The sequence below is a fragment of the Agrobacterium rosae genome (assembly GCF_002915175.1).
Classification (GTDB): Bacteria; Pseudomonadota; Alphaproteobacteria; order Rhizobiales; family Rhizobiaceae; genus Agrobacterium; species Agrobacterium rosae.
The window spans coordinates 285915-306943 of sequence record NZ_NXEJ01000007.1; the positions used below are offsets into that span (position 1 = coordinate 285915).

General features: G+C 56.3%; 22 protein-coding genes, 1 pseudogene and 1 riboswitch. Of the genes and pseudogenes, 10 read left to right on the forward strand and 13 right to left on the reverse strand.

The annotated features are described in order from the left end of the window. The first annotated feature begins 66 nt into the window (after positions 1 to 66). The gene (locus tag CPJ18_RS15810; protein WP_103659303.1) at positions 67 to 879 is read left to right on the forward strand and encodes a ferredoxin--NADP reductase; all 813 of its coding nucleotides are present in this window, start codon (positions 67 to 69) and stop codon (positions 877 to 879) included. A 51-nt stretch (positions 880 to 930) separates the two neighbouring features. Here the strand turns inward: CPJ18_RS15810 and CPJ18_RS15815 are convergent, their stop codons facing one another. After that, on the reverse strand, positions 931 to 2199 hold the full coding sequence (locus CPJ18_RS15815; RefSeq protein WP_103659353.1) for an MFS transporter: 1269 nt from the start codon (positions 2197 to 2199) through the stop codon (positions 931 to 933). A 151-nt stretch (positions 2200 to 2350) separates the two neighbouring features. On the opposite strand from CPJ18_RS15815, the gene CPJ18_RS15820 reads away from it, so the two are divergent. Then, positions 2351 to 2842: a hypothetical protein gene (locus CPJ18_RS15820; RefSeq protein ID WP_407026470.1), complete on the forward strand. Its 492-nt coding sequence runs from the start codon at positions 2351 to 2353 to the stop codon at positions 2840 to 2842. A 64-nt stretch (positions 2843 to 2906) separates the two neighbouring features. Here the strand turns inward: CPJ18_RS15820 and gcvP are convergent, their stop codons facing one another. From gcvP to CPJ18_RS15840, 4 genes are all read right to left on the reverse strand, one after another. Next, positions 2907 to 5771 (reverse strand): aminomethyl-transferring glycine dehydrogenase, encoded by a 2865-nt coding sequence (gene gcvP / locus CPJ18_RS15825; protein ID WP_077100801.1) that lies wholly within the window; start codon positions 5769 to 5771, stop codon positions 2907 to 2909. Beyond that, positions 5771 to 6133 (reverse strand): glycine cleavage system protein GcvH, encoded by a 363-nt coding sequence (gene gcvH / locus CPJ18_RS15830; protein ID WP_045230457.1) that lies wholly within the window; start codon positions 6131 to 6133, stop codon positions 5771 to 5773. Before gcvH ends, gcvP begins: the two co-directional genes overlap by 1 nt. Before the next feature lie 15 nt (positions 6134 to 6148). Further along, positions 6149 to 7288 carry a glycine cleavage system aminomethyltransferase GcvT gene (gene gcvT, locus CPJ18_RS15835; protein WP_103659305.1) on the reverse strand — a complete coding sequence of 380 codons (1140 nt, stop codon included), beginning with the start codon at positions 7286 to 7288 and terminating at the stop codon, positions 6149 to 6151. A gap of 154 nt (positions 7289 to 7442) precedes the next feature. After that, a riboswitch (glycine riboswitch) is annotated at positions 7443 to 7530 on the reverse strand. Positions 7531 to 7657: 127 nt separating this feature from the next. After that, positions 7658 to 7843, reverse strand: coding sequence for a DUF3008 family protein (locus tag CPJ18_RS15840; protein WP_103659306.1), 186 nt, complete (start codon positions 7841 to 7843; stop codon positions 7658 to 7660). A 117-nt stretch (positions 7844 to 7960) separates the two neighbouring features. Between CPJ18_RS15840 and CPJ18_RS15845 the strand changes: the two genes are divergently transcribed. Together CPJ18_RS15845 and CPJ18_RS15850 are read left to right on the forward strand one after the other, a co-directional pair. Then, positions 7961 to 8383 (forward strand): DUF2946 domain-containing protein, encoded by a 423-nt coding sequence (locus CPJ18_RS15845; RefSeq protein WP_103659307.1) that lies wholly within the window; start codon positions 7961 to 7963, stop codon positions 8381 to 8383. Between the two features lie 72 nt (positions 8384 to 8455). Then, on the forward strand, positions 8456 to 9457 hold the full coding sequence (locus tag CPJ18_RS15850) for a copper chaperone PCu(A)C domain-containing protein (protein ID WP_103659308.1): 1002 nt from the start codon (positions 8456 to 8458) through the stop codon (positions 9455 to 9457). 55 nt (positions 9458 to 9512) lie between these two features. Here CPJ18_RS15850 and CPJ18_RS15855 read toward each other — a convergent pair whose 3' ends face one another. Together CPJ18_RS15855 and CPJ18_RS15860 are read right to left on the reverse strand one after the other, a co-directional pair. Next, a complete protein-coding gene (locus tag CPJ18_RS15855; RefSeq protein WP_103659309.1) occupies positions 9513 to 9941 on the reverse strand; it encodes a plastocyanin/azurin family copper-binding protein in 429 nt (142 codons plus the stop codon). Between the two features lie 65 nt (positions 9942 to 10006). After that, the gene (locus CPJ18_RS15860) at positions 10007 to 10291 is read right to left on the reverse strand and encodes a hypothetical protein (RefSeq protein WP_103659310.1); all 285 of its coding nucleotides are present in this window, start codon (positions 10289 to 10291) and stop codon (positions 10007 to 10009) included. Positions 10292 to 10483: 192 nt separating this feature from the next. On the opposite strand from CPJ18_RS15860, the gene crcB reads away from it, so the two are divergent. The 5 genes from crcB (at position 10484) to CPJ18_RS15885 (ending at position 13943) form a co-directional block, all read left to right on the forward strand. Beyond that, complete coding sequence (gene crcB / locus CPJ18_RS15865) at positions 10484 to 10861, forward strand: fluoride efflux transporter CrcB (protein WP_103584051.1); 378 nt, start codon at positions 10484 to 10486, stop codon at positions 10859 to 10861. A gap of 62 nt (positions 10862 to 10923) precedes the next feature. Continuing rightward, positions 10924 to 11916: an RluA family pseudouridine synthase gene (locus CPJ18_RS15870; RefSeq protein WP_077100819.1), complete on the forward strand. Its 993-nt coding sequence runs from the start codon at positions 10924 to 10926 to the stop codon at positions 11914 to 11916. Next, positions 11913 to 12569: an HAD-IA family hydrolase gene (locus tag CPJ18_RS15875; RefSeq protein WP_103659311.1), complete on the forward strand. Its 657-nt coding sequence runs from the start codon at positions 11913 to 11915 to the stop codon at positions 12567 to 12569. The genes CPJ18_RS15870 and CPJ18_RS15875 overlap by 4 nt, the downstream gene beginning before the upstream one ends. Positions 12570 to 12581: 12 nt before the next feature. Next, positions 12582 to 13373, forward strand: a complete 792-nt coding sequence (locus CPJ18_RS15880) for an ATP12 family chaperone protein (RefSeq protein WP_103659312.1) — start codon at positions 12582 to 12584, stop codon at positions 13371 to 13373. Between the two features lie 132 nt (positions 13374 to 13505). Beyond that, complete coding sequence (locus CPJ18_RS15885) at positions 13506 to 13943, forward strand: hypothetical protein (protein WP_153366984.1); 438 nt, start codon at positions 13506 to 13508, stop codon at positions 13941 to 13943. A 13-nt stretch (positions 13944 to 13956) separates the two neighbouring features. On the opposite strand, the gene fghA is transcribed toward CPJ18_RS15885, so the two are convergent. The 5 genes from fghA to CPJ18_RS15915 all read right to left on the reverse strand — a co-directional run bounded on the left by fghA (position 13957) and on the right by CPJ18_RS15915 (position 17858). Next, positions 13957 to 14790: an S-formylglutathione hydrolase gene (gene fghA / locus CPJ18_RS15890; RefSeq protein ID WP_103659314.1), complete on the reverse strand. Its 834-nt coding sequence runs from the start codon at positions 14788 to 14790 to the stop codon at positions 13957 to 13959. 27 nt (positions 14791 to 14817) lie between these two features. Then, on the reverse strand, positions 14818 to 15480 hold the full coding sequence (locus tag CPJ18_RS15895; protein ID WP_103659315.1) for a DUF1345 domain-containing protein: 663 nt from the start codon (positions 15478 to 15480) through the stop codon (positions 14818 to 14820). Between the two features lie 19 nt (positions 15481 to 15499). Continuing rightward, positions 15500 to 15946 (reverse strand): YaiI/YqxD family protein, encoded by a 447-nt coding sequence (locus tag CPJ18_RS15900; RefSeq protein WP_103584058.1) that lies wholly within the window; start codon positions 15944 to 15946, stop codon positions 15500 to 15502. 284 nt (positions 15947 to 16230) lie between these two features. After that, positions 16231 to 17454, reverse strand: a complete 1224-nt coding sequence (locus tag CPJ18_RS15910) for a multidrug effflux MFS transporter (RefSeq protein WP_245445420.1) — start codon at positions 17452 to 17454, stop codon at positions 16231 to 16233. Positions 17455 to 17552: 98 nt separating this feature from the next. Then, positions 17553 to 17858, reverse strand: coding sequence for a hypothetical protein (locus CPJ18_RS15915; protein ID WP_146258692.1), 306 nt, complete (start codon positions 17856 to 17858; stop codon positions 17553 to 17555). 760 nt (positions 17859 to 18618) lie between these two features. On the opposite strand from CPJ18_RS15915, the gene CPJ18_RS15920 reads away from it, so the two are divergent. Continuing rightward, entirely contained in the window at positions 18619 to 19716 is a 1098-nt protein-coding gene (locus tag CPJ18_RS15920) for a S66 family peptidase (RefSeq protein WP_245445421.1), read from the forward strand. Positions 19717 to 19774: 58 nt separating this feature from the next. On the opposite strand, the pseudogene CPJ18_RS15925 reads toward CPJ18_RS15920, so the two are convergent. After that, a pseudogene (locus CPJ18_RS15925) lies at positions 19775 to 20968 on the reverse strand (ISNCY family transposase); the annotation flags it as partial. Positions 20969 to 21029 lie beyond the last annotated feature (61 nt).

The window sequence follows — 21029 nt, forward strand, 5'->3', positions numbered from 1 at the left end:
TCGGGGCAAATGGTATATTGCCCCACCTGAAAATGTCGCACACCATGTGAAATGGACGGATAGAGAATGAACGCTCCAGCCAAGACGGAAGAATTTGCGGTGAAAATCCCTGACGGCGTCTATGCCGAAACAGTGCTGTCTGTCGAACACTATACGGACCATCTGTTTCGCTTTCGCATGACGCGTCCTGCAGGCTTCCGTTTCCGTTCCGGTGAGTTCGCGATGATTGGCCTGATGGTTGGCGACAAGCCGGTCTACCGTGCCTATTCCATCGCCAGCCCGGCATGGGATGAGGAGCTAGAGTTCTTCTCCATCAAGGTACCCGATGGCCCGCTGACGTCGCATCTCCAGGCCATCAAGCCAGGTGATACGGTGTTGATGCGCAAGAAGCCGACAGGCACGCTGGTGCTGGATGCGCTCACCCCCAGCAAGCGACTCTACATGTTTTCGACCGGAACCGGCGTTGCGCCTTTCGCAAGCCTTATCCGCGATCCGGAAACATACGAGAAGTTCGAGGAAGTCATCCTCACCCACACCTGCCGCGATATCGCAGAGCTGAAATATGGCTTCGATCTGGTCGAGGAAATCAAGAACCACGAGTTCCTGAGTGAAGTCGTTGGTGACAAGCTGAAGCATTATGCCACCGTGACCCGTGAAGATTATGCCTTCACCGGACGCATTACCGACCTGATCGAAAACGGCAAGATGTTTGCAGATCTCGGTGTACCGGCGCTTGATCCAGAAGTGGATCGCGGCATGATCTGCGGATCGACTGCGATGCTGAAAGATACGAAGGTTCTGCTTGAAAAGGCGGGATTGACGGAAGGTGCAAACAACAAGCCTGCGGAGTTTGTTATCGAACGCGCCTTTGTCGGCTGATACTCACCCTCGAATGTACAAAAGGGGGCCAACCGGCCTCCTTTTGTATTGTCAGGTTCCGTCTGTTTCCTGTCTTGGTGCGATGTCGTGACGGAAGAGGATGAACAGGACGATCGCAATGGCTGCGATACCGCCGCCGACGAGATGTGATAGCGCGTAACCGCCTTGCGTTGTCAACCAGCCTGCCACACCGTTGCTGAGAGACGCACCGATACCTTGAACGGTCATGACGCTGGCAAGGCCCACGTTGAAACGGCCGGTTCCCTTAAGTATCCGTTCGACCGCGACCGGCGTGGCAATGCCGAGCAGACCAGCGCCGATACCATCCAGCAACTGCACAGGATAGATCACCCAGAACTGATCGAACGACGCGGCGAGAAGGCCGCGGATTGGCAATGCCAGAAGCGCGATTATAAAGACCGTTGAGAGCCCAAACCGGCGAATGAGCCAGGGCGCCGCGGCGGCCACGAAGATCATCGCAAATTGCGCAACGCCGGTGATGATCGCCGTGGTGCGGAACGGTGTGTTCAGTTCTATCGCGAAGTTCTGGGCAATCAGGCGGCCCATAGGGGCATTGCCGAAGTGGAAAATCAGCAGGATGATGGACAGGAAGATCAGGCCCTTTTCCTTGAAGAGAACCTTCACGCCGGACGGGCCAGGCTCGCCTTTATCTTCGTCAAGCCCACGCGCCACCTTGTGGTCGATCCGCTTCGGATCAATCGCGGCGATTGCCGCCAGAGCTCCAAGCGCAGTAACGACCATCAGGCCGATAACACCGGAAACGCCGAAAGCTGTTACCGCAACATAAGTCGCGAACAGCGAGACAAAGTTGCCGCCGTGGTTCCAGAACTCGTTGCGCGAAATCTGATGTGAGAACAGTCGTTCACCAACGAGCCCAAGTGTCAGACCTGCGAGTGCGGGTCCAACAACGGCACCCACGACGGCCGTCATGATCTGGCCTGTCCAGACAACGGCTTCGTTTGTGAACATCAACGTTATGAGCGCGCCGATCGTAACCAGCACGACAGGCACGGCAATCAGTGTTCGTTTCCAGGTTGAGCCATCCACCAACGCTCCACAAAGCGGCGTCGCTGCCAACCCAACGAGACCACCGACCGTGGCGATGACGCCGAGCTGCATGGCCGACCAGCCATTGGTGGCGAGGAATGCATCCAGAAACGGGCCTAGTCCGTCCCGTGCATCCGCAAGAAAGAAGTTGAGAATGGCAAGTGCAAAAAGCGAGCGGTCAGATATGCCGCTCCCCGGGGATTTCCCGAGAGAGTGACCGCTGGCATCGATAGGCGCTGTGAGCGTTGTCATGGAAAGCTCTCCGGGACGGTGGTTGAAGCTGGCGAGAAACGCGCCGACCCGGTTTAGGTTGCTTTGGCTCATAACAATCTGCGCAGAGGAACAATTGGCGAGGCGGGACGTTCGGTTTCCACACACAAGGAACACGCGAATGACATGCAAAATGATTTCTATCGTAGCACTCGCGACAGCATTGATGGCACCGCCGGCCATGGCTGATGAAAGCCAATTTCTTTCTTCGCTGAAAGGCAGCTGGAAGGGTTCTGGTACCGTTACGACTAAGATCGGCTCCAAGCCCATCAACGTCAACTGCACCTTCGACTCAACCACGTCAGGTGCCTCATTGCGTATGAACGGGACATGCCGTGGACTGCTCGTTATCCGTCGCGCCATATCCGCCGATTTGAACGCGTCCGGTACGCGCTACCGCGGGAATTACGTTGGACCATCCGGGATACCTTCGGCACTAGCTGGCAGCCGCAGCGGCAACTCCATCAACCTCGCTATTACATGGAAGCGCGTCATCAATGGTGACAAGGCAGCGGCAATGACCATCACGAAGGTTGGTAACAATGGTCTGCGTTTGCGCACAACCGATAAGGATGGTGCTGGTGGGCCAACGGTTGTTACCGCCGACATTCAGTTGACGCGTTAAAGACATCAACTTGAGTTCAAATAAAAAGGCCCGGATCGCCCCGGGCCTTTTGTATTATCAACCTTTACTCCGCAGCTTCCGCATACTCGCTCATCGGCGGGCAGGTGCAGATGAGGTTGCGGTCGCCATAGACGTTGTCGACGCGGTTGACCGGCGACCAATATTTGTCCACGCGGAACGCGCCGGGTGGGTAACAGGCCTGTTCGCGGGAGTAGGGACGATCCCAGTTTCCAACGAGGTCTTCCACCGTGTGGGGCGCGTTCTTCAGCGGGTTGTTGGTCTTGTCGGATCGACCTTCCTCGATATCGCGGGCTTCCTGACGGATGGCCAGCATGGCATCGCAGAAGCGGTCGAGTTCAGCCTTGGGCTCGGATTCTGTCGGCTCGATCATCAGCGTGCCGGCAACTGGCCAGCTCATGGTCGGTGCGTGGAAGCCGCAGTCGATCAGACGCTTTGCCACATCGTCCACCGTCACACCGCAGCTCTCGTTGAGCGGGCGGGTGTCGATGATGCACTCATGCGCCACACGTCCGGCTTCGGACTTGTAGAGCACGTCGTAGGCACCCTTCAGCCTTGCGGCGATGTAGTTGGCGTTGAGGATCGCAACCTTGGTTGCCTGCGTCAGTCCTTCACCGCCCATCATCAGGCAGTAGCTCCAGGAGATCGGCAGGATCGATGGCGAGCCGAAAGGTGCCGCCGAAACCGCACCCGTGCGTCCGTCGCTGGCCGGATGACCGGGCAGGTAAGGAGCAAGATGCGCCTTGACGCCAATCGGACCCATGCCCGGACCGCCGCCGCCATGCGGAATGCAGAAGGTCTTGTGCAGGTTAAGGTGCGACACGTCGGAGCCGATATCGCCCGGACGGGACAGACCGACCATGGCGTTCATGTTGGCACCGTCGAGATAGACCTGACCGCCGTGTTCGTGGGTGATGTCACAAATCTCGCGAACGGTCTCTTCAAACACGCCATGGGTCGACGGATAGGTGATCATGCAGCACGAGAGGTTTTCCGCATATTGTGTTGCTTTTGCACGGAAATCTTCGATATCGATATCGCCGTTCTCTCTTACCTTCACTGGCACCACGCGCATGCCGACCATCTGCGCGGAGGCAGGGTTGGTGCCGTGTGCAGAGGTTGGAATGAGGCAGACGTCGCGATGGGCATCACCGCGTGCAAGGTGATAGTTGCGGATGGTCAATAGGCCCGCATATTCGCCCTGCGCACCGGAATTCGGCTGCATGGAGAAGGCGTCGTAGCCGGTGACCTGGCAAAGCTTGGTGGAGAGATCATCGATCATCTCCTTGTAGCCCAGCGCCTGATCGGCTGGCACGAAGGGGTGAATGTCGGAAAATTCCGGCCATGTGATCGGCAGCATTTCCGCTGTCGCGTTCAGCTTCATGGTGCAGGAACCAAGCGGGATCATGGAGCGGTCGAGCGCCAGATCGCGGTCCGAAAGACGACGGATGTAACGGGTCATCTCGCTTTCGGCGCGGTTCATGTGGAATATCGGGTGCGTCATGTATTGCGTTGTGCGCAATAGGTTTTTGGGCAATCGATAGTCCGGCTCAAAGTCCGAAATCGAGAAGTTGCCACCGAAAGCACGCCAGACGGATTCTAGCGTTGCCGGGCGCGTGCGCTCGTCAAGGCTCATGCCGATCTTGGTGGAGCCGACCTTGCGCAGGTTGACGCCTTCGGCGACGGCTGCGCGCAGGATCAGCGCCTGCATGTGGCCGACATCGACAGTGATCGTGTCGAAGAAGGTTTCGGGCTCGATGACGAAGCCGAGCTTCTCCAGACCCTTGGCCATCAGCACGGCCTTCTGGTGGGTCTGCTGAGCAATGGCCTTGATGCCCTGCGGGCCGTGGAATACGCCATACATGGAGGCCATAACGGCCAGCAGCACCTGTGCGGTGCAGATGTTGGACGTCGCCTTTTCACGGCGGATATGCTGCTCGCGCGTCTGGAGCGACAGGCGATAGGCACGGTTGCCGCGCGCATCGACGGATACGCCGACGAGACGGCCGGGCATTGAACGCTTGATTGCGTCCTTGACGGCCATGAATGCCGCGTGTGGACCGCCGTAACCAACGGGAACGCCGAAACGCTGCGATGAGCCGATCGCGATATCCGCACTCATTTCGCCGGGAGATTTCAGAAGCGTCAGCGCCAGCAGGTCTGTTGCAACAGCGGCAATCGCACCAGTCTGGTGCAGACGGGAAATCAGGCCGGTGAAATCATTCACATGGCCATGCGTGCCGGGATATTGGAACAGCGCACCAAAGACATCAACGGGGTCGAGATCTGTGAAGGGATTGCCGACGATGACATTCCAGCCGAGCGGCGCTGCGCGGGTTTCGATCAGCGCAATCGTCTGCGGGTGGCAATTGGCGTCCACGAAGAAGGCCGTCGCCTTCGACTTCGCCACGCGCTGGCACATGGCCATGGCTTCGGCGGCAGCCGTTGCTTCATCCAGCAGCGAGGCATTTGCGACGTCAAGACCGGTCAGGTCGGAAATCATGGTCTGGAAGTTTAGCAGCGCTTCCAGACGACCCTGCGATATTTCAGGCTGGTACGGCGTATAGGCCGTGTACCAGGCCGGGTTTTCCAGAATGTTGCGCTGGATGACCGGCGGCGTGATGGTGCCGTAATAGCCCTGACCGATGAGCGATGTCAGAACCTTGTTCTTGTTAGCGGTTTCGCGAAGACGGTCCAGCGCCTCGCGCTCCGTCAGCGCAGCACCCCAGGCAAGCGGTGCCTTCTGGCGGATGGAGGATGGCACGGTCGCGTCGATGAGAGCGTCGAGGCTGTTGTAACCGATCACCTTCAACATATCCGTCATTTCCGACGGCGACGGGCCGATATGACGCCGGTTGGCAAAGTCATAGGGCTGGTAGTCGGTGAAATGGAACTCTGTGGGAGTCGTCATTACGCAATAAGCTCCTTATAGGCTGCTTCATCCAGCAGCGCATCGGCGTCAGACGCGTTGGAAAGCTTGAGCTTGAAGAACCAGCCGGCACCCTGTGGGTCGGAGTTGACCAGCGATGGGTCATCCACGATGGCCTGATTGATTTCGGTGATCTCGCCATCCAGCGGACAATAGACGTCGGAAGCAGCCTTTACGCTTTCAACGGTTGCGGCATCGCCGTCCTTGGAGAAGGTCGCGCCAACTTCCGGCAGCTCGACAAAGACCAGATCGCCCAGCTGCTCGGCAGCATGCGTTGTGATGCCAACGGTGGCAACATCGCCTTCAATCTTCAGCCACTCGTGTTCTTGAGTAAATTTCAGCATTGGTCTCTCCGGAAATTAGCGTTTGTAAGTGGGAGTGATAAAGGGCAGGGCGGCAACAGCCATTGGCAGATACTTGCCGCGGACTTCCGCGAAAATGGCTGTGCCGGGCGTTGCGAATTCTTTCGGAACATAACCCATCGCGACCGGGCCTTCGACCGTCGGTCCAAAGCCGCCGGATGTGACTTCACCGATCTCTTTGCTGCCTTCGGCATCGGCAAAAAGCTTGGCGTGGCCGCGAACCGGGGCTTTGCCTTCCGGCTTCAGGCCAACACGGCGGCGGGCGATTCCGTTGGCAAACTCACCCAGAATGCGCTGCGCACCCGGAAAACCGCCTTCGCGATCACCGCCGGTGCGGCGTGCTTTCTGGATCGCCCACTCGATTGAGGCTTCGATGGGGGAAGTCGTGGTGTCGATGTCGTTGCCATAGAGGCAAAGTCCCGCCTCGAGACGGAGGCTATCGCGGGCACCAAGACCGATGGCTTCGCAATCGGGATGCTCCAGCAACGCCTTCGCAATGAACTCGGCCTTGTCGGATGGAACGGAAATTTCAAAACCGTCTTCGCCGGAATAGCCGGAACGGGAGACGATGCAGAGCACGTCGAGCAGCGGAATCTCACGCACATCCATGAATTTCATGGCCGAAACGCCAGCCCAGAGTTCCGCCAAAACGGCCTCGGCGCGTGGTCCCTGAAGAGCGATGAGCGCGCGGTCTTCGAGCAACGTGATATCGCAGCTATCGGAAAGATGCGCTTTCATATGCGCAAGATCGGCGTCCTTGCAGGCAGCGTTGACGACGACGAAGAGGTGATCGCCACGGTTGGTGATCATCAGGTCATCCAGAATGCCGCCATTCTCATCCGTGAAGAAGCCGTAGCGCTGACGGCCTTCCTTCAGGCCGAGGATATCGACGGGAACCAGCTTTTCGAGAGCCAATGCGGCGTCTTCGACCTTGCCGGACTTCGCCTTCACGAGGACCTGACCCATATGGGAAACGTCGAACAAGCCAGCAGACGTGCGGGTGTGCAAATGCTCCTTCATCACGCCTGCAGGATACTGCACCGGCATGTCATATCCTGCAAAGGGCACCATGCGAGCGCCAAGGGACACGTGCAAAGAATGAAGTGGGGTGACTTGTAACTCGGCTGTATCGGCCAAGGACGCCTCCAGGGTTACGCGATGTCGCGCGGGCTCATGTCATGACGCTATTTAAAGCGTCGGGTTCAAGAGCCCCCTCTGTCCTTGTCGCCTGAGATTGTTATCCCTTCGGCGAGCCGTCCTTATACAGGGTGGCTTCTCTCCAGAGTTCCGTCCTCGTCCGCTGGTCCTTTTGCCTGAGAGTTTCCGGGGCGGTTGCTCCTTCGGCCCCGCCGTAAGGCGGTGTCTCCCAGCGGGATGGAAGTTCATTATCTGCTTAGCCAGTTTCTTGGCAAGGACCAAATGACGCAGTCAAACAGTTTTTTGTTCAGCTTGCGCCATTGGACGATTTGGCAGGGCTTCTCCAAAATGGCGGGCTTGTGAAGCCCATCACCCGTCTTTCTTTTCAGGCAGTTTCTTGTGTTTGGTCGATGCCATATCCTCAAGTTCTCTTTCCGTCATGGACTTAGCCATGGTTTTTGAAGCTCCTTGTAAACGCGACTTCGGCATGTCGCCACGTTTTGCGGCCAGCGCTGCACCGGCAGCTTTCTGTTGTGCTTTGGATTTTGCAGGCATGGGATGGTCTCCTCACTGTCTTTGACTGAGGAAAGAACGTGGCTTTGATTGCAGCGGTTCCGCTCGCCTGCAATTGCACTTTGATTTACAGCAAAAACCGGGATATCGCTTCGTGTCATGAGAGTTTCCACGAGCAAGCAAAGCATATCAGCTACAGGCCTTCTGCGCATCTTCTGTGCCACGCTGATGCTGTCGCTTGGTTTTGCTCACAAGCCGATGGTAGCGGTCGGGGCACCTTCCATGGCTTTCGAAGAAGCCTATCGCCTTCCGGATGGAAGTTTTGCCGAGATTTGCGAGGGACATGCGGGTCTCGAAGCAGCGACGCACGGGAAGAGCAACACTGACCACTCGGGCATGCCATCGCTCTTTTGCGAAGCCTGCCTTCTCGCCTCATCGATTCTTCTGCCCACACCGGATATGAACTCGTGGATGAGGGCGCATTTTGCTTGGCTGGATAATCGGCCAGCGCGCTACGTCTCACTCGCGCATCACGTCGATGACCAGCCCGCCAAAGCCCGTGCGCCGCCTATCATTCTTTGATCCCTCAACCGTATAACGACCGCAAAACGCGACTGGCGATGCTTGAAGAGCACCAGTCGAGAGGATCAAAAAATGAATATTCGTAACGTCACACTCTGCGCCACCGTGCTGGCATCCGTTTCCGCCGTCCCGGCCTTTGCCCATACCAGCTTCGTCAACCCGACCGCCGAGCAGGAAAGCACCATCGTTGCTGCCCTTCAGGTGCCGCATGGCTGCGATGGCGGCCTTGCTACGACTGAAGTGCGCATACAATTGCCGGAAGGTTTCATTTCCGCAAAGCCACAGCCGAAAGCCGGTTGGGACATCGAGATCATCAAGGATGATTACAAGAAGAGCTATATGAACCACGGCAAGGAAGTAAAAAGCGGGCCGATTGAAATTCGCTGGACCGGCGGCGATCTGCCGGATGCCTTTTACGATACGTTCAACGTGCAGGGCAAAATTTCAGGCTTGGATGCCGGTACCGACTTACCATTCAAGGTCACGCAAGTTTGCGGAGACAAGGGCACGGCAAACTGGGATGAGATTGCCGCTAAGGGGCAGGACGCACATTCGCTGAAGAACCCGGCACCGACGATCAAGATCGTTGCGAAACAAGCAACGGGCGAGGGGCAGGAACACGATCATTCCACTCACAATCACGGTGCGGGTGAGCATGCCGCAGATGTCGTAAAAGCGGGCGATCTCGAGCTTTCGGGCGCTATTGCTAAGGCCATGCTGCCTGGACAGCCCGTCGGTGGTGGTTTCGTTACGATCAAGAATGACGGCTCGTCCGATGATCGGTTGATATCGGTGGAAACGCCGCTTGCCGGTCGTTCTGAAATTCACGAAATGGCCATGGTCAATGATGTGATGAAAATGCGCAAGCTGAATGAGGGTATCGTCATTCCCGCTGGCAAGACTGTGGAGCTTACGCCCGGTGGTCTGCACTTCATGTTCTTCAATGTGAAGAAACCCTTTGCCGAAGGCGACAAGGTTCCTGCTACGCTGACCTTTGAGAAGGCTGGCAAAGTGGATGTCGTGATCGAGGTCGGATCGGCCAAGGGCGGGGATCAGACACATAATCATAACTAAAAAAAGAGACTGCCGGATCATGACATGATCCGGCAGTCATTGATCGAAATCCGTTTTATTTCGTGACCGTGAGTTTGGCCTGCATTCCAGCCGCGTAATGGCCTTTGATGTTGCAGAACAGAAGATAGCTACCTGGGGTGAGCTTGGCTTTCAGTGTCCCGTTCTTTCCGGGCTTCAAATCCGAAACCTCGCCGAGGCTTTTGAGCTTCTTCTCATCGACGCGGTTCTTAGCCGCATCAACTGGAATCGTCTCGTCAGCAGTTTTCAGTTTCACGAGAACCATCTCATGCTCTTCCGACATGGCATCGTTGTGCACGATGAATGTCGCGCTGCCAGCTTTGACGGTTGGTTTGTCGATGATCAGCGTCATCGGCTGTCCAGCCTCGCCGTTTTCGGTGACTTTGATTGTCGTTGCCGCAAAGGCGGGCACCGCAATAAACAAGGCAGCTGTTGCGGCGAGTATATGTGTCGAAGCGATTTTCATAAGGTGGCTCCCGATTGACATCGATTGGAAGCCTTTACCCACTGGCTGACACCAGACTGAACGCTCTACTCAGATGCGGTCTTGTTTTCCTCATAGGCTTCTATGACCTCTTCGAGAGTGGCCTGCGGATTTTGATGTTTTCCGGCAGTCAGAAAATGAAGCGAGAGTGCTGGCTGTCCCACCACAGCCGTCATTGCATTTATCTGAGTTTCTTCACTTCGTCCGGTCTTGCGCGCAAGCTCGCGCACCGCTTGCTCGACCTCTGTTTTTCTGGACGGGCGCTGTACGGATTTGATGCTATCTGAGACATAACCGGCGGTGGTCGCCGAAACTGTCAAAACTTGCACCATACGATCACCCTCCTATGCCTGAATTGAACCAAGCTATCACCGGCGAATGTATTCCCAATTAAATCCAGTGGTTGCGTTTGAGTGAAGTTTTAACAATTTGAAAAATGCAATTTTTACCAAAGCCCAGGCGTTCTGGAATTCCGCTTCGCGTCTCTTTGTCGTAGAGAAAAGCATATCAACCGGAGGACTCTCATGCTGAATATTGCGCTTGTTGCCATAGGCGGTGCAATCGGCTCAATTGCGCGGTATCTTGTGGGTGTGTGGAGCGTCCGGTTGGCTGGTCCCAATTTTCCCTGGGGTACGTTGACTGTCAACGTTGTCGGTGCCTTTCTGATTGGCCTCACGGTAGAGGTCATTGCGCGTCGGTTCGATGCCTCTTCGGAAATGCGGGTCCTTCTCGTGACCGGGGTCATTGGCGGTTTCACCACATGGTCGTCTTTCACACTTGACGCTGTGGTGCTGTTCGAACGCGGGGAAATAGGACTTTCGGCGCTTTATCTCGGCGCAAGTCTTCTCGTTTCTTTCGCCGCGATCTTCGCCGGGCTGGCCTTGGGCCGCGCTTTGTTCTAAAGGCAACGGAAAATACCGCACGCTGATGATGCGGAGTTGAGAAAAGAAAGACTGGAATTGCCATGGCAGGTATCGAGCACATCAAGGTCGAGGCCGAAGAGGGCGGGATGCGTCTCGATCGCTGGTTCAAGATTCACTATCCGGGCCTTGGCTTCGGACCGCTGCAAAAGCTCATGCGGTCCGGGCAGGTTCGTGTTGATGGCGGCCGGGTGAAAACCGATGCGCGCGTCGAAGCTGGACAGATGGTCCGGGTGCCGCCGCTCGATGTCGATTCAAAGGTCAAGGGCGGGCCGATCAGCTCGACCGACCTCAAGAACTCCGACGATGTCGATCTGTTGAAGCGTATGCTGCTGCATGAAGACGACAAGGTTTTCGTTTTCAACAAGCCCGCCGGCATTGCCGTGCAGGGCGGCTCCGGCATAAACCGCCATATCGATGGTCTGCTGGAAGCATGGACGAGCTCCAAGGGTGAAAAGCCGCGCCTCGTTCACCGTATCGACCGCGATACATCTGGCGTTCTCGTCGTTGCCCGCACTAGAGGCGCTGCGCAAAAGCTGACGGCTGCCTTTCGCGAACGCGACACCAAGAAGACCTATTGGTCGCTGGTGAAGGGCGTTCCGCGCAAGCACCAGGACAAGCTGTCGACATGGCTCGTCAAGGAACAGACGCCGGATGGCGACCGCATGCGCATTGCCAAGCATGGTGAGGAGGGTGCCGACCACGCCGTGTCCTATTACCGCGTCATCGATACAGCCGCGCAGAACTTGGCATGGCTGGAAATGGAACCCTATACGGGCCGTACGCACCAGCTGCGCGTCCACGCTCTGCATATGGGCCACCCGATTATCGGCGACCCCAAGTATTACGTCGAGGACAGCAACTGGGATTTCCCTGGCGGCGTCCAGAAACGCTTGCATCTGCATGCGCGCAAGATTGACATTCCCCACCCGTCCGGCGGGCGCCTGCGCGTGACGGCGCCTTTGCCACCACACATGGTGCAGACATGGAATCTGCTCGGCCTTGATGTGGCAGACGGCGACAGAGACGACGAATGAAGCTTGTCCTATTCGACTGCGACGGCACGCTGGTGGACAGCGTCGGCCTCATTCATGAGGTGATGGCGCGCACCTTTGTCCATTTTGGTCATGGCCGACCGGATGTGTCGCTGACCAAGTCGATCATCGGCCTGACGCTAGACATCGCTATTGCCCGCATGCAGAGCAAACCGCATGTGGACGACGAAGCTCTGGCAATGACCGCGCACTATAAGGCGATTTTCGGCGATACCCGTTCCGAGGCTGGTTTTCAGGAGCCTTTGTTCGACGGCATCACTGCCATGATCGATGCACTGGCAAAACGCGAAAACCTGTTGATGGGTGCAGTCACCGGCAAATCGCGTCGCGGCCTTGATCTCATCATGGATACACACGGATTCCGCCAACATTTCATCGTATCGCGCACCGCCGACGATTGCCCCTCCAAGCCGCATCCGGCCATGGTGACGGAATGTTGCAGCCAGACCGGCATCGTCCCGGCCGATACCATTGTCATCGGCGATGCGATTTACGATATGCAGATGGCGAAGGCTGCCGGTGCGAAGGCTGTCGGCGTTGCCTGGGGCTACGCGTCCGTCGACGACCTGTGGAAAGCCGGCGCCGACGCTATCGTTGAGCATCCCAGTGAAATTCCCGGTCACATTCCGGGCTGATAAGGACATATCATGCGTGACCTGTTGAATGACCTGACCGAAGGTCTCAGCCATCCCGACCCCATCCGCCGTTCGCAAATCCAGATGCAGAAACCTTTGCCGAAGCGTTTCTACAAGGATGTGACCGTGGGTGAGACGGAGGAGGGTTCCTTCAACATCCTTCTTGACGGCAAACCCCTACGCACACCTGCCAAGAGCCCACTGACCGTGCCGACGCGAACGCTGGCACAGTTATTGCGCGACGAGTGGGATGCGCAGACCGAGGTCATCGACCCAACACTGATGCCGGTGTCGCGCCATATCAACACGGCAATCGATGGCATTGCCGCAGATACGCAGGCAGTGTTCGAGGACATCCTTCGTTTTTCGTCCACCGATCTTCTGTGTTACCGGGCAGGGGAGCCTGAAGCGTTCGTGGCGCGTCAATCCGAACATTGGGATCCGATCATCGACTGGGCGACGTATTCGCTGGGCGCGAGGTTCGTTCTTGTCGAAGGTGTGATGCATCAGGAGCAGCCGCGTGAAGCCATTGCCGCGTTTGCCGTAACACTGAGGAAATACGATACGGCGATTGAACTTGCGGCTCTGCACACAATGACGACGCTCACCGGCTCGGCTATTCTGGCGCTTGCACTGGCAGAGGGCGAACGTTCTCTCGAGGAGGTCTGGGCTCTGGCGCATCTGGACGAGGACTGGACCGCCGAGCAGTGGGGAGAGGACGAGGACGCGCAGATACGACGCGCCAAAAGGCTCGTGGAAATGCGCGCGGCCACAGACGTGCTGACGGCTGCCAAGAGCGGATAACGCCTGACGCCTTAACGATTTTCTAACCGTAAATGCGGATTATGGGCGCACATCCTAACGTAAGGGGAGGCGTCTATCGTGCACCGATCGCTGAAGCGCCTTGGCATCGTCTTGCTGGCGTCCCTCACGCTCATGTCATTCAGGCTGGAGCCTGAAATGAGCGAGAGCGAGCGGTTGATGTATGACGTGCGCGGCGCATTCGTAGCAGCAAAGCCGGACGTTCCCGCCGAACTGATGCAATCAGTTCATTATCACATTTCGAATGCGATCACCTCCACGACCCGTGACAGAAACCGCCCACGCGTCGTCCTGACCATTCGCCTGCTTTCCGTCAGCAAGGGAACATTCATGTTCGGTGAGCGTGCGTCGGCCCGCGTGGTCGTGCGTGCGGCGGCGGTGCAAACGGGTGAGGTGGTGGCAGAGACGAAATTCACCGCTACCATTGTTGGTATTGACAAAGCTGCCATCGATGAGGAACTCGCTTATGGTATTTCAGAGCGTGTAATCACAGAGTTCCGTCTGAACCGTCCTGCCGCCTTGGCAACAGCTTTGTCTTCCGGTCGTTTTTAGGCCAGCTCAGACGTCAGCCAAGCCGCTCCGCATGCCATTTCAGGTGATCGTCCATGAAGGTCGAGATGAAATAATAGGAGTGGTCGTAACGCTCGTGCATCCGCAGCGTCAGCGCAATATCCGTTTCCTTGACCGTGTCCTCGAAGAGCCATGGACGCAGGCCTTTTTCGAGGAAATTGTCGGCCTTTCCCTGATCAATCAGAAATTCCGGGAAACGCGCACCGTCTTCCACCAGCGCGCAAGCGTCGTATTGGCGCCACGCGGCCTTGTCTTCACCCAGATATTTTTCGAACGCAGGTTGAGACCAGTCGGCGGAGGAGGGCGCGACGATAGGGGCGAAGGCCGAGCAGCTTTTGAAGCGATCCGGGTTCTTCAGCGCAATCGTCATGGCGCCGTGGCCACCCATGGAATGGCCGAAAATACCCTGACGGCTCATATCCACCCGGAACTGTTCCGCAATCAACGCCGGCAGTTCCTCGGTGATGTAGCTGTACATCTGGTAATGCTCGGACCAAGGCTCTTGTGTTGCATCGAGGTAGAAGCCAGCGCCCTTGCCCATCTGCCAATTGGTCAGTTCATCAGCGACATCATTGCCGCGCGGGCTGGTATCGGGGCAGACCACGATCAAGCCGAGCTCCGACGCCATACGGCGATATTCGCCCTTGTCCATGACATTGGCATGGGTGCAGGTCAGGCCAGAGAGATACCACAGAACCGGGCAGGGCTCTTCTGTCGCTTTTGGCGGCACGTAGACGGCAAATGTCATCTCGCAATTGGTGACGCTGGAATCATGCGCAAAGACGCCCTGCATGCCGCCAAAGGCGGAGTTTTGAGAGATGATTTTCATGGAGCTATTCCTTGTATGAAGACGCGTTCAGCCCGCCAGCGAGACAGCGGCGTTGACGGCCGCAGCGACGAGAACGGTGTTGAAGAAGAACGAGACGATGGAGTGCAGAAGCACGACTTTGCGCATCGACGTCGTGGTGACGGCGACGTCTGATGTCTGTGCCGTCATGCCGATGACGACGGAAAAATAGAGAAACTCGTAAATCGCCGGCTCGTCGGTATCGGGAAAATCCATGCCACCGCGCGGTTGCTTCTTCTCATGAGCTCTAGAGGGCCGCCAGAACAGATGAGCGTAATGAAGCGCCGTCATCGTATGAATGGTCAGCCAGCCGAGCAAGACCGATAAAAACGCGAGCGTGAGAGACCACGCGGTTTCGCCAGCCGTGTGATTGAGCGCAATGAACAGCGATGCGACGGAAACGCCCACCGCCAGAAACGTTATGGCGATGATTGCGATCGCCGGCAGATCGTCACTGTCGGCATGCGCTTTCATATGCGCCGCGGTGAGGCGAGGGAGGTGAAAACAGATAATCCCGAGATAGGTCAAAAAGAAAGCGATCGCCGCGCCTTCGACCGCCAGAGACGGTATGGCGACCAGCAGCCCCACCAACACCAGCGCGCTGAGCGCAACAGCGATCAGAAAGGGCCGATGCCTCGAATAATTGCTGACCTTCTGCTGCGGTGTTTTCATTGATGTTCTCCAAACCGGCCTATTTCTTGACCCGACGGCACATGCGGTCAAGCGTTTCCAGAAACTGGGAGCGGTCACGAGGCGAGAAGGCAGCGTTGTAGCCCTTGCTCTCACCCGTTTCCCGCAGATGCGCGCCAAGATCACGCATCGCCGTTGCCATGCCGATATTGCTTTTATCAAAAATCCGGCCAGTCGGCCCGGTGACCTGCGCACCATTGGCGACGCAACGCCCCGCCAATGGCACGTCGGCGGTAATGACGATATCGTCTTCGCCCGCATGCTCCGCAATCCAGTCGTCGGCGGCGTCGAAAGAGCTGGATACGATAACGTTCTTTACCATCGGATCGCGCGAAGGCCGCAGCCCGGAATTGGCAACAAACGTCACCTCCAGCCCATGCCTCTCAGCCACCTTCAAAATCTCCGGTTTCACCGGACACGCATCGGCATCAACATAAATCTGCGGCATCAACACTTCTTCTCAAACGAACTCAGACAGTCTTTTAGAAGCGCAGCCGCGATTTCCCAAGAGCTATTTGCGGGTTGTCGCTCATTCGAAAAGCAAGAGCACGAATAGAGTAACGAACATGAGGGCAGCGGCGATATAACTCGATTTCCAGGTTGGGAAAATCCATATGAAGCGGTTGGGAAACAAAAAGCGGTTCAACAGGAATGCTCCTGAATACATACCGGCTAAGAACAAGCTCGCTACGACGTCATGTGTCGTGATCATTCCGGCCTCTCATAATGACATCAGCAGTCAGCCGCTTGCACCGCCGAGGCGTCGCTGCGCAAAGCCACTTCCGCTACCGCAAGCGCGCTGATACCCGCAACGAAAAAGCCGACGGATAGATATACGACCGTCCCATCATAAAGCCGACCGAAAGCAATGGCGAAGAGCGTCGAAACAAGGCTCGACCCCGAGGCGATGATGGATGCGCCGAAGCCGGCGATCTGTCCGAGAGATTGCATGGCCAAGGCATTCAGATTGCCGAACAGCAGGCCCATGGTGAAAAAGGTGATGAAGAGCATCACGAGGAAAGCGGGAAAGGGCAGGTGGTTTCCGTAAGCGATGGAGGCGATCATCATGACAAATGTTATGCTGGCCAGACCGATGAAAGCCCCACGCGCCATGGCCTCCATGCCGAAGCGCTGAACGAGCCTCGCATTCATGAAGAAGGCCAGCGCCATGGAAATGGCAAGCCCGGCGAAATAAAAGGGCAGGGTCTCTGCAACGCCATAGGCATCATAGAAGACGTCGGCAGCTGTGCTGAGATACAGGAGTTGCGCGCCGAAGACGAGGCCGCTTGCCACAAACAGCAACGTGACACGACGGTTGGAAAGGATGCGGATGCCATTGGCCACAAGCAGACGCGGGCGAAATGGAATGCGCCGCGCAGCAGGCAATGTTTCCGGATGCCGAATGGCCAGCCAAAGGCCAAGGGCGAGAGAAATCACCAGATAGGCGACGAAGACGCTGCGCCATCCCGCAAAGGAAATCAGTACCTGCGCCAGCGCGGGCGCAATCATCGGCACCAGAATGAAGAGGGTGAACATGAAGGACATGACCCGCGCCATGGCATTTCCTTCGAACTGATCGCGGATCATGGCACGCGTTGCGATCTTCGGGCCGGACACACCGATGCCCTGCAAAAATCGCCCGACAATGACCATCTCCAGCGAATTCGCCAGCATCGCGATGACGGTGCCACAGAGATAGATGCCGAGCCCGAACAGAAGCGCGCGTTTCCGCCCAATCGCATCGGATATCGGCCCCAGCAACAGCTCGCCAAACGCCATTCCGAAAATGAACAGCGAAATGACGTGTTGGGTGGAGAGCGGCGGTGGCGTACCCAGCTCAGCTCCAATCGCGCGCAGGCCGGGCAACAGGGCGTCGATGCTGAGCGAGGTCAAGGATGTCAGGAGTGCATAAAGGATAAGGCGTTCGCGAAACTGCATGGAGATGAAATGAGCCATTGTAGAAAAGGGATCAGAACAACTTATACGAAATGCGGAAGGCCACAATGGTTTGATATCATTGAAATTTCTGAATACTCAGCTTTATTGTGTTCAAGCTATCGAACGATCAGGAAAACATCGCCGATCTTGCGCCGAGGCTTCAGCACCAGTTTGATTTCCCCGCGTTCGGCACCATCGAAAATTTCAAATGACCGTTGGTTCTGCAAACTCACCCGCGATCGACCTGACACAAACGAGCAGTCCGAAGAACATTCAATAACCATCGTGCCAAGCTCGCCATCTTGTTGATTGAGTGTGATGGAAAGTTTGATACGAGGCTCAGCATTGGAAATGACATCACACTCTTCATTCATCCGACACATGGCCGCTCCCAAAAATGGGTCAGCGGTGCCATCAAGCATGATTGCTGCCTGTATATGACGGCTCTCGGAATTTGCTGTCTGGGCACAGGAGGGCGACGACGATCCTAAGGCGAGCAGAAACACCATTTGACTAAGGCGACAGTGGCTCATTCGTGGTGGTCCTCGGTCCATTTATGATGCCCTCTGCGTCAACATAGCTGATGTTGCATGCCGCAATTACGATGTAGTGCTTTTCACAATCGATAGCGCAACGTAATGGCTGGAAATTTTCAAAATGTCAGACTGGGTAGATTGGTTTCCGATTGTCTTCTTTCCGTTGAAGATTCTCGTTTTGGGCACGGGCATGTTTTTCTCCATCAAGTGGCATTACGATCAGGGGAAGAACAAGAAGTAATGAGATTTGTTGCCATCGATCCAGTCATGGTAGAAGGAGGTCGCATCTGTCTTTCTCGATGAGCGTATTCCATTGTCGCAGCCTACATCCAGTGTCAAAGCTGATTAGAGATGCAACGCCGCTGGCCCGTTAGAAATGCGACACTGGCACCAAGGATTAGCCCCCGACCGGACCGACTGGCCCGGGTTGCAGGGGTAGGGAGGGGGCGGGTGATGGAACACCCCTTCGGCTTTAGCTTCCTCACTCCTCACGACTACATTGCGCCAATAGCGGACGTTCGTTTCACGCATGGCATGGACCGATTAATGCCGAAGGCTAACCCTTGTATCGATACTTGGAGGCCAGAATCTACGCGTAGCTGGAGGAGGTGCTTGGTCCTCATCGTTTGACCGAGGTGCGAAAGTGTTGAATGCTTATCTTTTACGCGCGACGTTCAAATTGGGGAATCTCTTGCCAACTAAATCACTTTTAAAGCCCAAGCATCTGATGCGCGGTAGCCGAGTTGCTGCAATATCGCCATCGTGGGGCGGGCCATCGGTATTTCCGGCGAGATATGAGTTTGGAAAGCAGCAGTTAGAGCAGATATTTGGTGTCGAGGTGATCGAGATGCCGCACACGTTAGCAGCAGCGGCTTGGATATCATCAAATCCGGCTGCTAGAGCTGCTGATATCATGCAAGCATTCGCAGACCCTTCAATAGATGCTGTATTCGCGACCATCGGAGGCAGTGACGCGATCAGGCTCATTCCGCATCTCGATCTCTCAGTGATCAGAGATAACCCCAAAATTCTCTTGGGTTACTCCGACACAACTGCCCTGCATTTTGCATGCATGGCAGCGGGTGTTTCTTCTTTCTATGGGCCAAGCATTATGTCTGGCTTTGCCGAAAACGGTGGAGTTCATGGGTACACGGCTGATGGAGTCCGTAAGGCTTTGTTTCGAGCCGAGCCGTTGGGAGAAATTCAGCCGAACTTGGAGGGTTGGACGTGCGAGAAAACGGACTGGGCTGACGTCTCAGCCCAACTGACGCCTGCGCCTTTACGGGCAGCTTTTAGGCCGAAGCTCCTTCAGGGCAGAGGTGTTGTGACTGGCAGGTTAATTGGTGGGTGCGCGGAGGTCTTGGAAATGCTGAAGGCCACCCCTTGGTGGCCGCAGCCTGAAGATTGGTCGGATGCCATCTTGTTCTACGAGACTTCCGAAGATGCCCCATCTCCTGATTTCATAAGATACTGGCTACGCAATTTCGCCGCCCAAGGGATTTTGAAGCGCCTTTCGGGCATCCTCGTCGCGCAGCCTGACCCCGCCGGGAATGACACTTATCGATCTCGCCTTGAACAGGTCTTCATCGATGTTTTGGCGGAGGAAGGCCTAATCCATTTGCCCGTTTTGTCTGGTATGGAGTTTGGGCACACACAGCCAATGATCACGTTGCCTTATGGGGGCTTGGCTCAAATCGATGCCGATAATGCTTCGCTCACCCTCCTAGAGCCTGCTACAACCTAATCCCTAGCCCAGCCTGTAGGTTGTTGAGCGTGTCCAATGGGTTTCCAGTCGCAGCAACTTAATGTCCGGTTTGGGCCAAAATTCGAGCGAGAGCTTTCTGTCGTCTCGCAATCACCTCCGGATCGTTCATGAAATCCGTTCGCCTCCCAGGCTTGCGCCCGCGCTTTTGATAACCGTTGCTATGGCTACCATCGGGTATCTCGAACATACTGTTGGTTTGTCCGGTTCGGCGCGGACCACGTTTGCTCCGCTGTAGATCTCGGCCTTCCTGCATCTGAGCAACGAGTGACAGCATGTCATCCAGTCGCTTGTTCTCAACCACGGGCGACCGGTGGACGGAGCGAAGCGTGTCAAACGTCCTGTAGGGCAGCGTAAAGCTCTCGTGCATGATCTCCAGGCGGCCGTCAGGATAATCGCAAACGATGACTTTCTGTCCCGCCAGTGACGTTGCCCGTTCTGTTGGATCTAGGATGAATATCACCTTGTCATAGCGCAACGTCAGGGATTGCGACAGTGTGCGAACCTCTTTGCGGCACATGGCACTGTCGAGGTTCTCATGGGCGGCGAGGGGACGGTGCATATCTTTCTGATTACGTGGTGGCTTGCCGAAACGGGCGTTGAAATCGACAATGAATTCTGGAGCATAATTATTGGCAGCCTCTATCGTGTCGATACCGCGAAGCCGCAGCTCCTTGACCAACCGATCCTGCAGGGTCTGATTGGCCCGTTCAACCCGGCCCTTGGCCTGTGGGGTATTGGCGCAGATGATGTCGATGTTCAGTTCATAGAGTGCGCGTCCAAACTGCGTCAGCCCACTCGTACGATCTTTCTGCGAAGCATGCGTAGAGCGAAACACGCCGTGCTTGTCGCTGTAAAATGCCAGCGGCTTACCCCATTGGTGCAAATAGGCTTTTGTCGCATGCAGATAATCGAATGTGTTCTCAGATCCGGCAAAACGCAGATGCAGCAGCTTGCCGGTGGCGTCATCGATGTAGACGAGAAGGGCGCATTTTGGTCCTCGGTTCTCGAACCACCAGTGGTGCGATCCATCGGTTTGCACCAGCTCACCGAAGCAGTCGCGTCGGCCGCGTGGTTGAAAGACACGCTTCTTGCGTTCTTTCCGTGAGATATAGATGCCTGCCTCGGTCATCCACTGGCGCAGCGTTTCCTTGCCGATCGCCAGTTGGTGTTGCTCAATCAGCTTCTCGCGAGCTAAGGTCGGACCGAAATCGGCATATCGCTCTCTGACTAGGACGCGGACTCATTATATGAAGCGATCCATATTCTTACCGCTGCAAGCTTGAGTGCTGCGA

Bases quoted from the DNA above. Each gene is read 5' to 3' on its own strand.
- CPJ18_RS15810 (WP_103659303.1), top strand. From the start codon at position 67: ATGAACGCTCCAGCCAAGACGGAAGAATTTGCGGTGAAAATCCCTGAC.
- CPJ18_RS15815 (WP_103659353.1), bottom strand. From the start codon at position 2,199: ATGACAACGCTCACAGCGCCTATCGATGCCAGCGGTCACTCTCTCGGG.
- CPJ18_RS15820 (WP_407026470.1), top strand. From the start codon at position 2,351: ATGATTTCTATCGTAGCACTCGCGACAGCATTGATGGCACCGCCGGCC.
- gcvP (WP_077100801.1), bottom strand. From the start codon at position 5,771: ATGACGACTCCCACAGAGTTCCATTTCACCGACTACCAGCCCTATGAC.
- gcvH (WP_045230457.1), bottom strand. From the start codon at position 6,133: ATGCTGAAATTTACTCAAGAACACGAGTGGCTGAAGATTGAAGGCGAT.
- CPJ18_RS15840 (WP_103659306.1), bottom strand. From the start codon at position 7,843: ATGCCTGCAAAATCCAAAGCACAACAGAAAGCTGCCGGTGCAGCGCTG.
- CPJ18_RS15845 (WP_103659307.1), top strand. From the start codon at position 7,961: ATGAGAGTTTCCACGAGCAAGCAAAGCATATCAGCTACAGGCCTTCTG.
- CPJ18_RS15850 (WP_103659308.1), top strand. From the start codon at position 8,456: ATGAATATTCGTAACGTCACACTCTGCGCCACCGTGCTGGCATCCGTT.
- CPJ18_RS15855 (WP_103659309.1), bottom strand. From the start codon at position 9,941: ATGAAAATCGCTTCGACACATATACTCGCCGCAACAGCTGCCTTGTTT.
- CPJ18_RS15860 (WP_103659310.1), bottom strand. From the start codon at position 10,291: ATGGTGCAAGTTTTGACAGTTTCGGCGACCACCGCCGGTTATGTCTCA.
- crcB (WP_103584051.1), top strand. From the start codon at position 10,484: ATGCTGAATATTGCGCTTGTTGCCATAGGCGGTGCAATCGGCTCAATT.
- CPJ18_RS15870 (WP_077100819.1), top strand. From the start codon at position 10,924: ATGGCAGGTATCGAGCACATCAAGGTCGAGGCCGAAGAGGGCGGGATG.
- CPJ18_RS15875 (WP_103659311.1), top strand. From the start codon at position 11,913: ATGAAGCTTGTCCTATTCGACTGCGACGGCACGCTGGTGGACAGCGTC.
- CPJ18_RS15880 (WP_103659312.1), top strand. From the start codon at position 12,582: ATGCGTGACCTGTTGAATGACCTGACCGAAGGTCTCAGCCATCCCGAC.
- CPJ18_RS15885 (WP_153366984.1), top strand. From the start codon at position 13,506: ATGTCATTCAGGCTGGAGCCTGAAATGAGCGAGAGCGAGCGGTTGATG.
- fghA (WP_103659314.1), bottom strand. From the start codon at position 14,790: ATGAAAATCATCTCTCAAAACTCCGCCTTTGGCGGCATGCAGGGCGTC.
- CPJ18_RS15895 (WP_103659315.1), bottom strand. From the start codon at position 15,480: ATGAAAACACCGCAGCAGAAGGTCAGCAATTATTCGAGGCATCGGCCC.
- CPJ18_RS15900 (WP_103584058.1), bottom strand. From the start codon at position 15,946: ATGCCGCAGATTTATGTTGATGCCGATGCGTGTCCGGTGAAACCGGAG.
- CPJ18_RS15910 (WP_245445420.1), bottom strand. From the start codon at position 17,454: ATGGCTCATTTCATCTCCATGCAGTTTCGCGAACGCCTTATCCTTTAT.
- CPJ18_RS15915 (WP_146258692.1), bottom strand. From the start codon at position 17,858: ATGCTTGATGGCACCGCTGACCCATTTTTGGGAGCGGCCATGTGTCGG.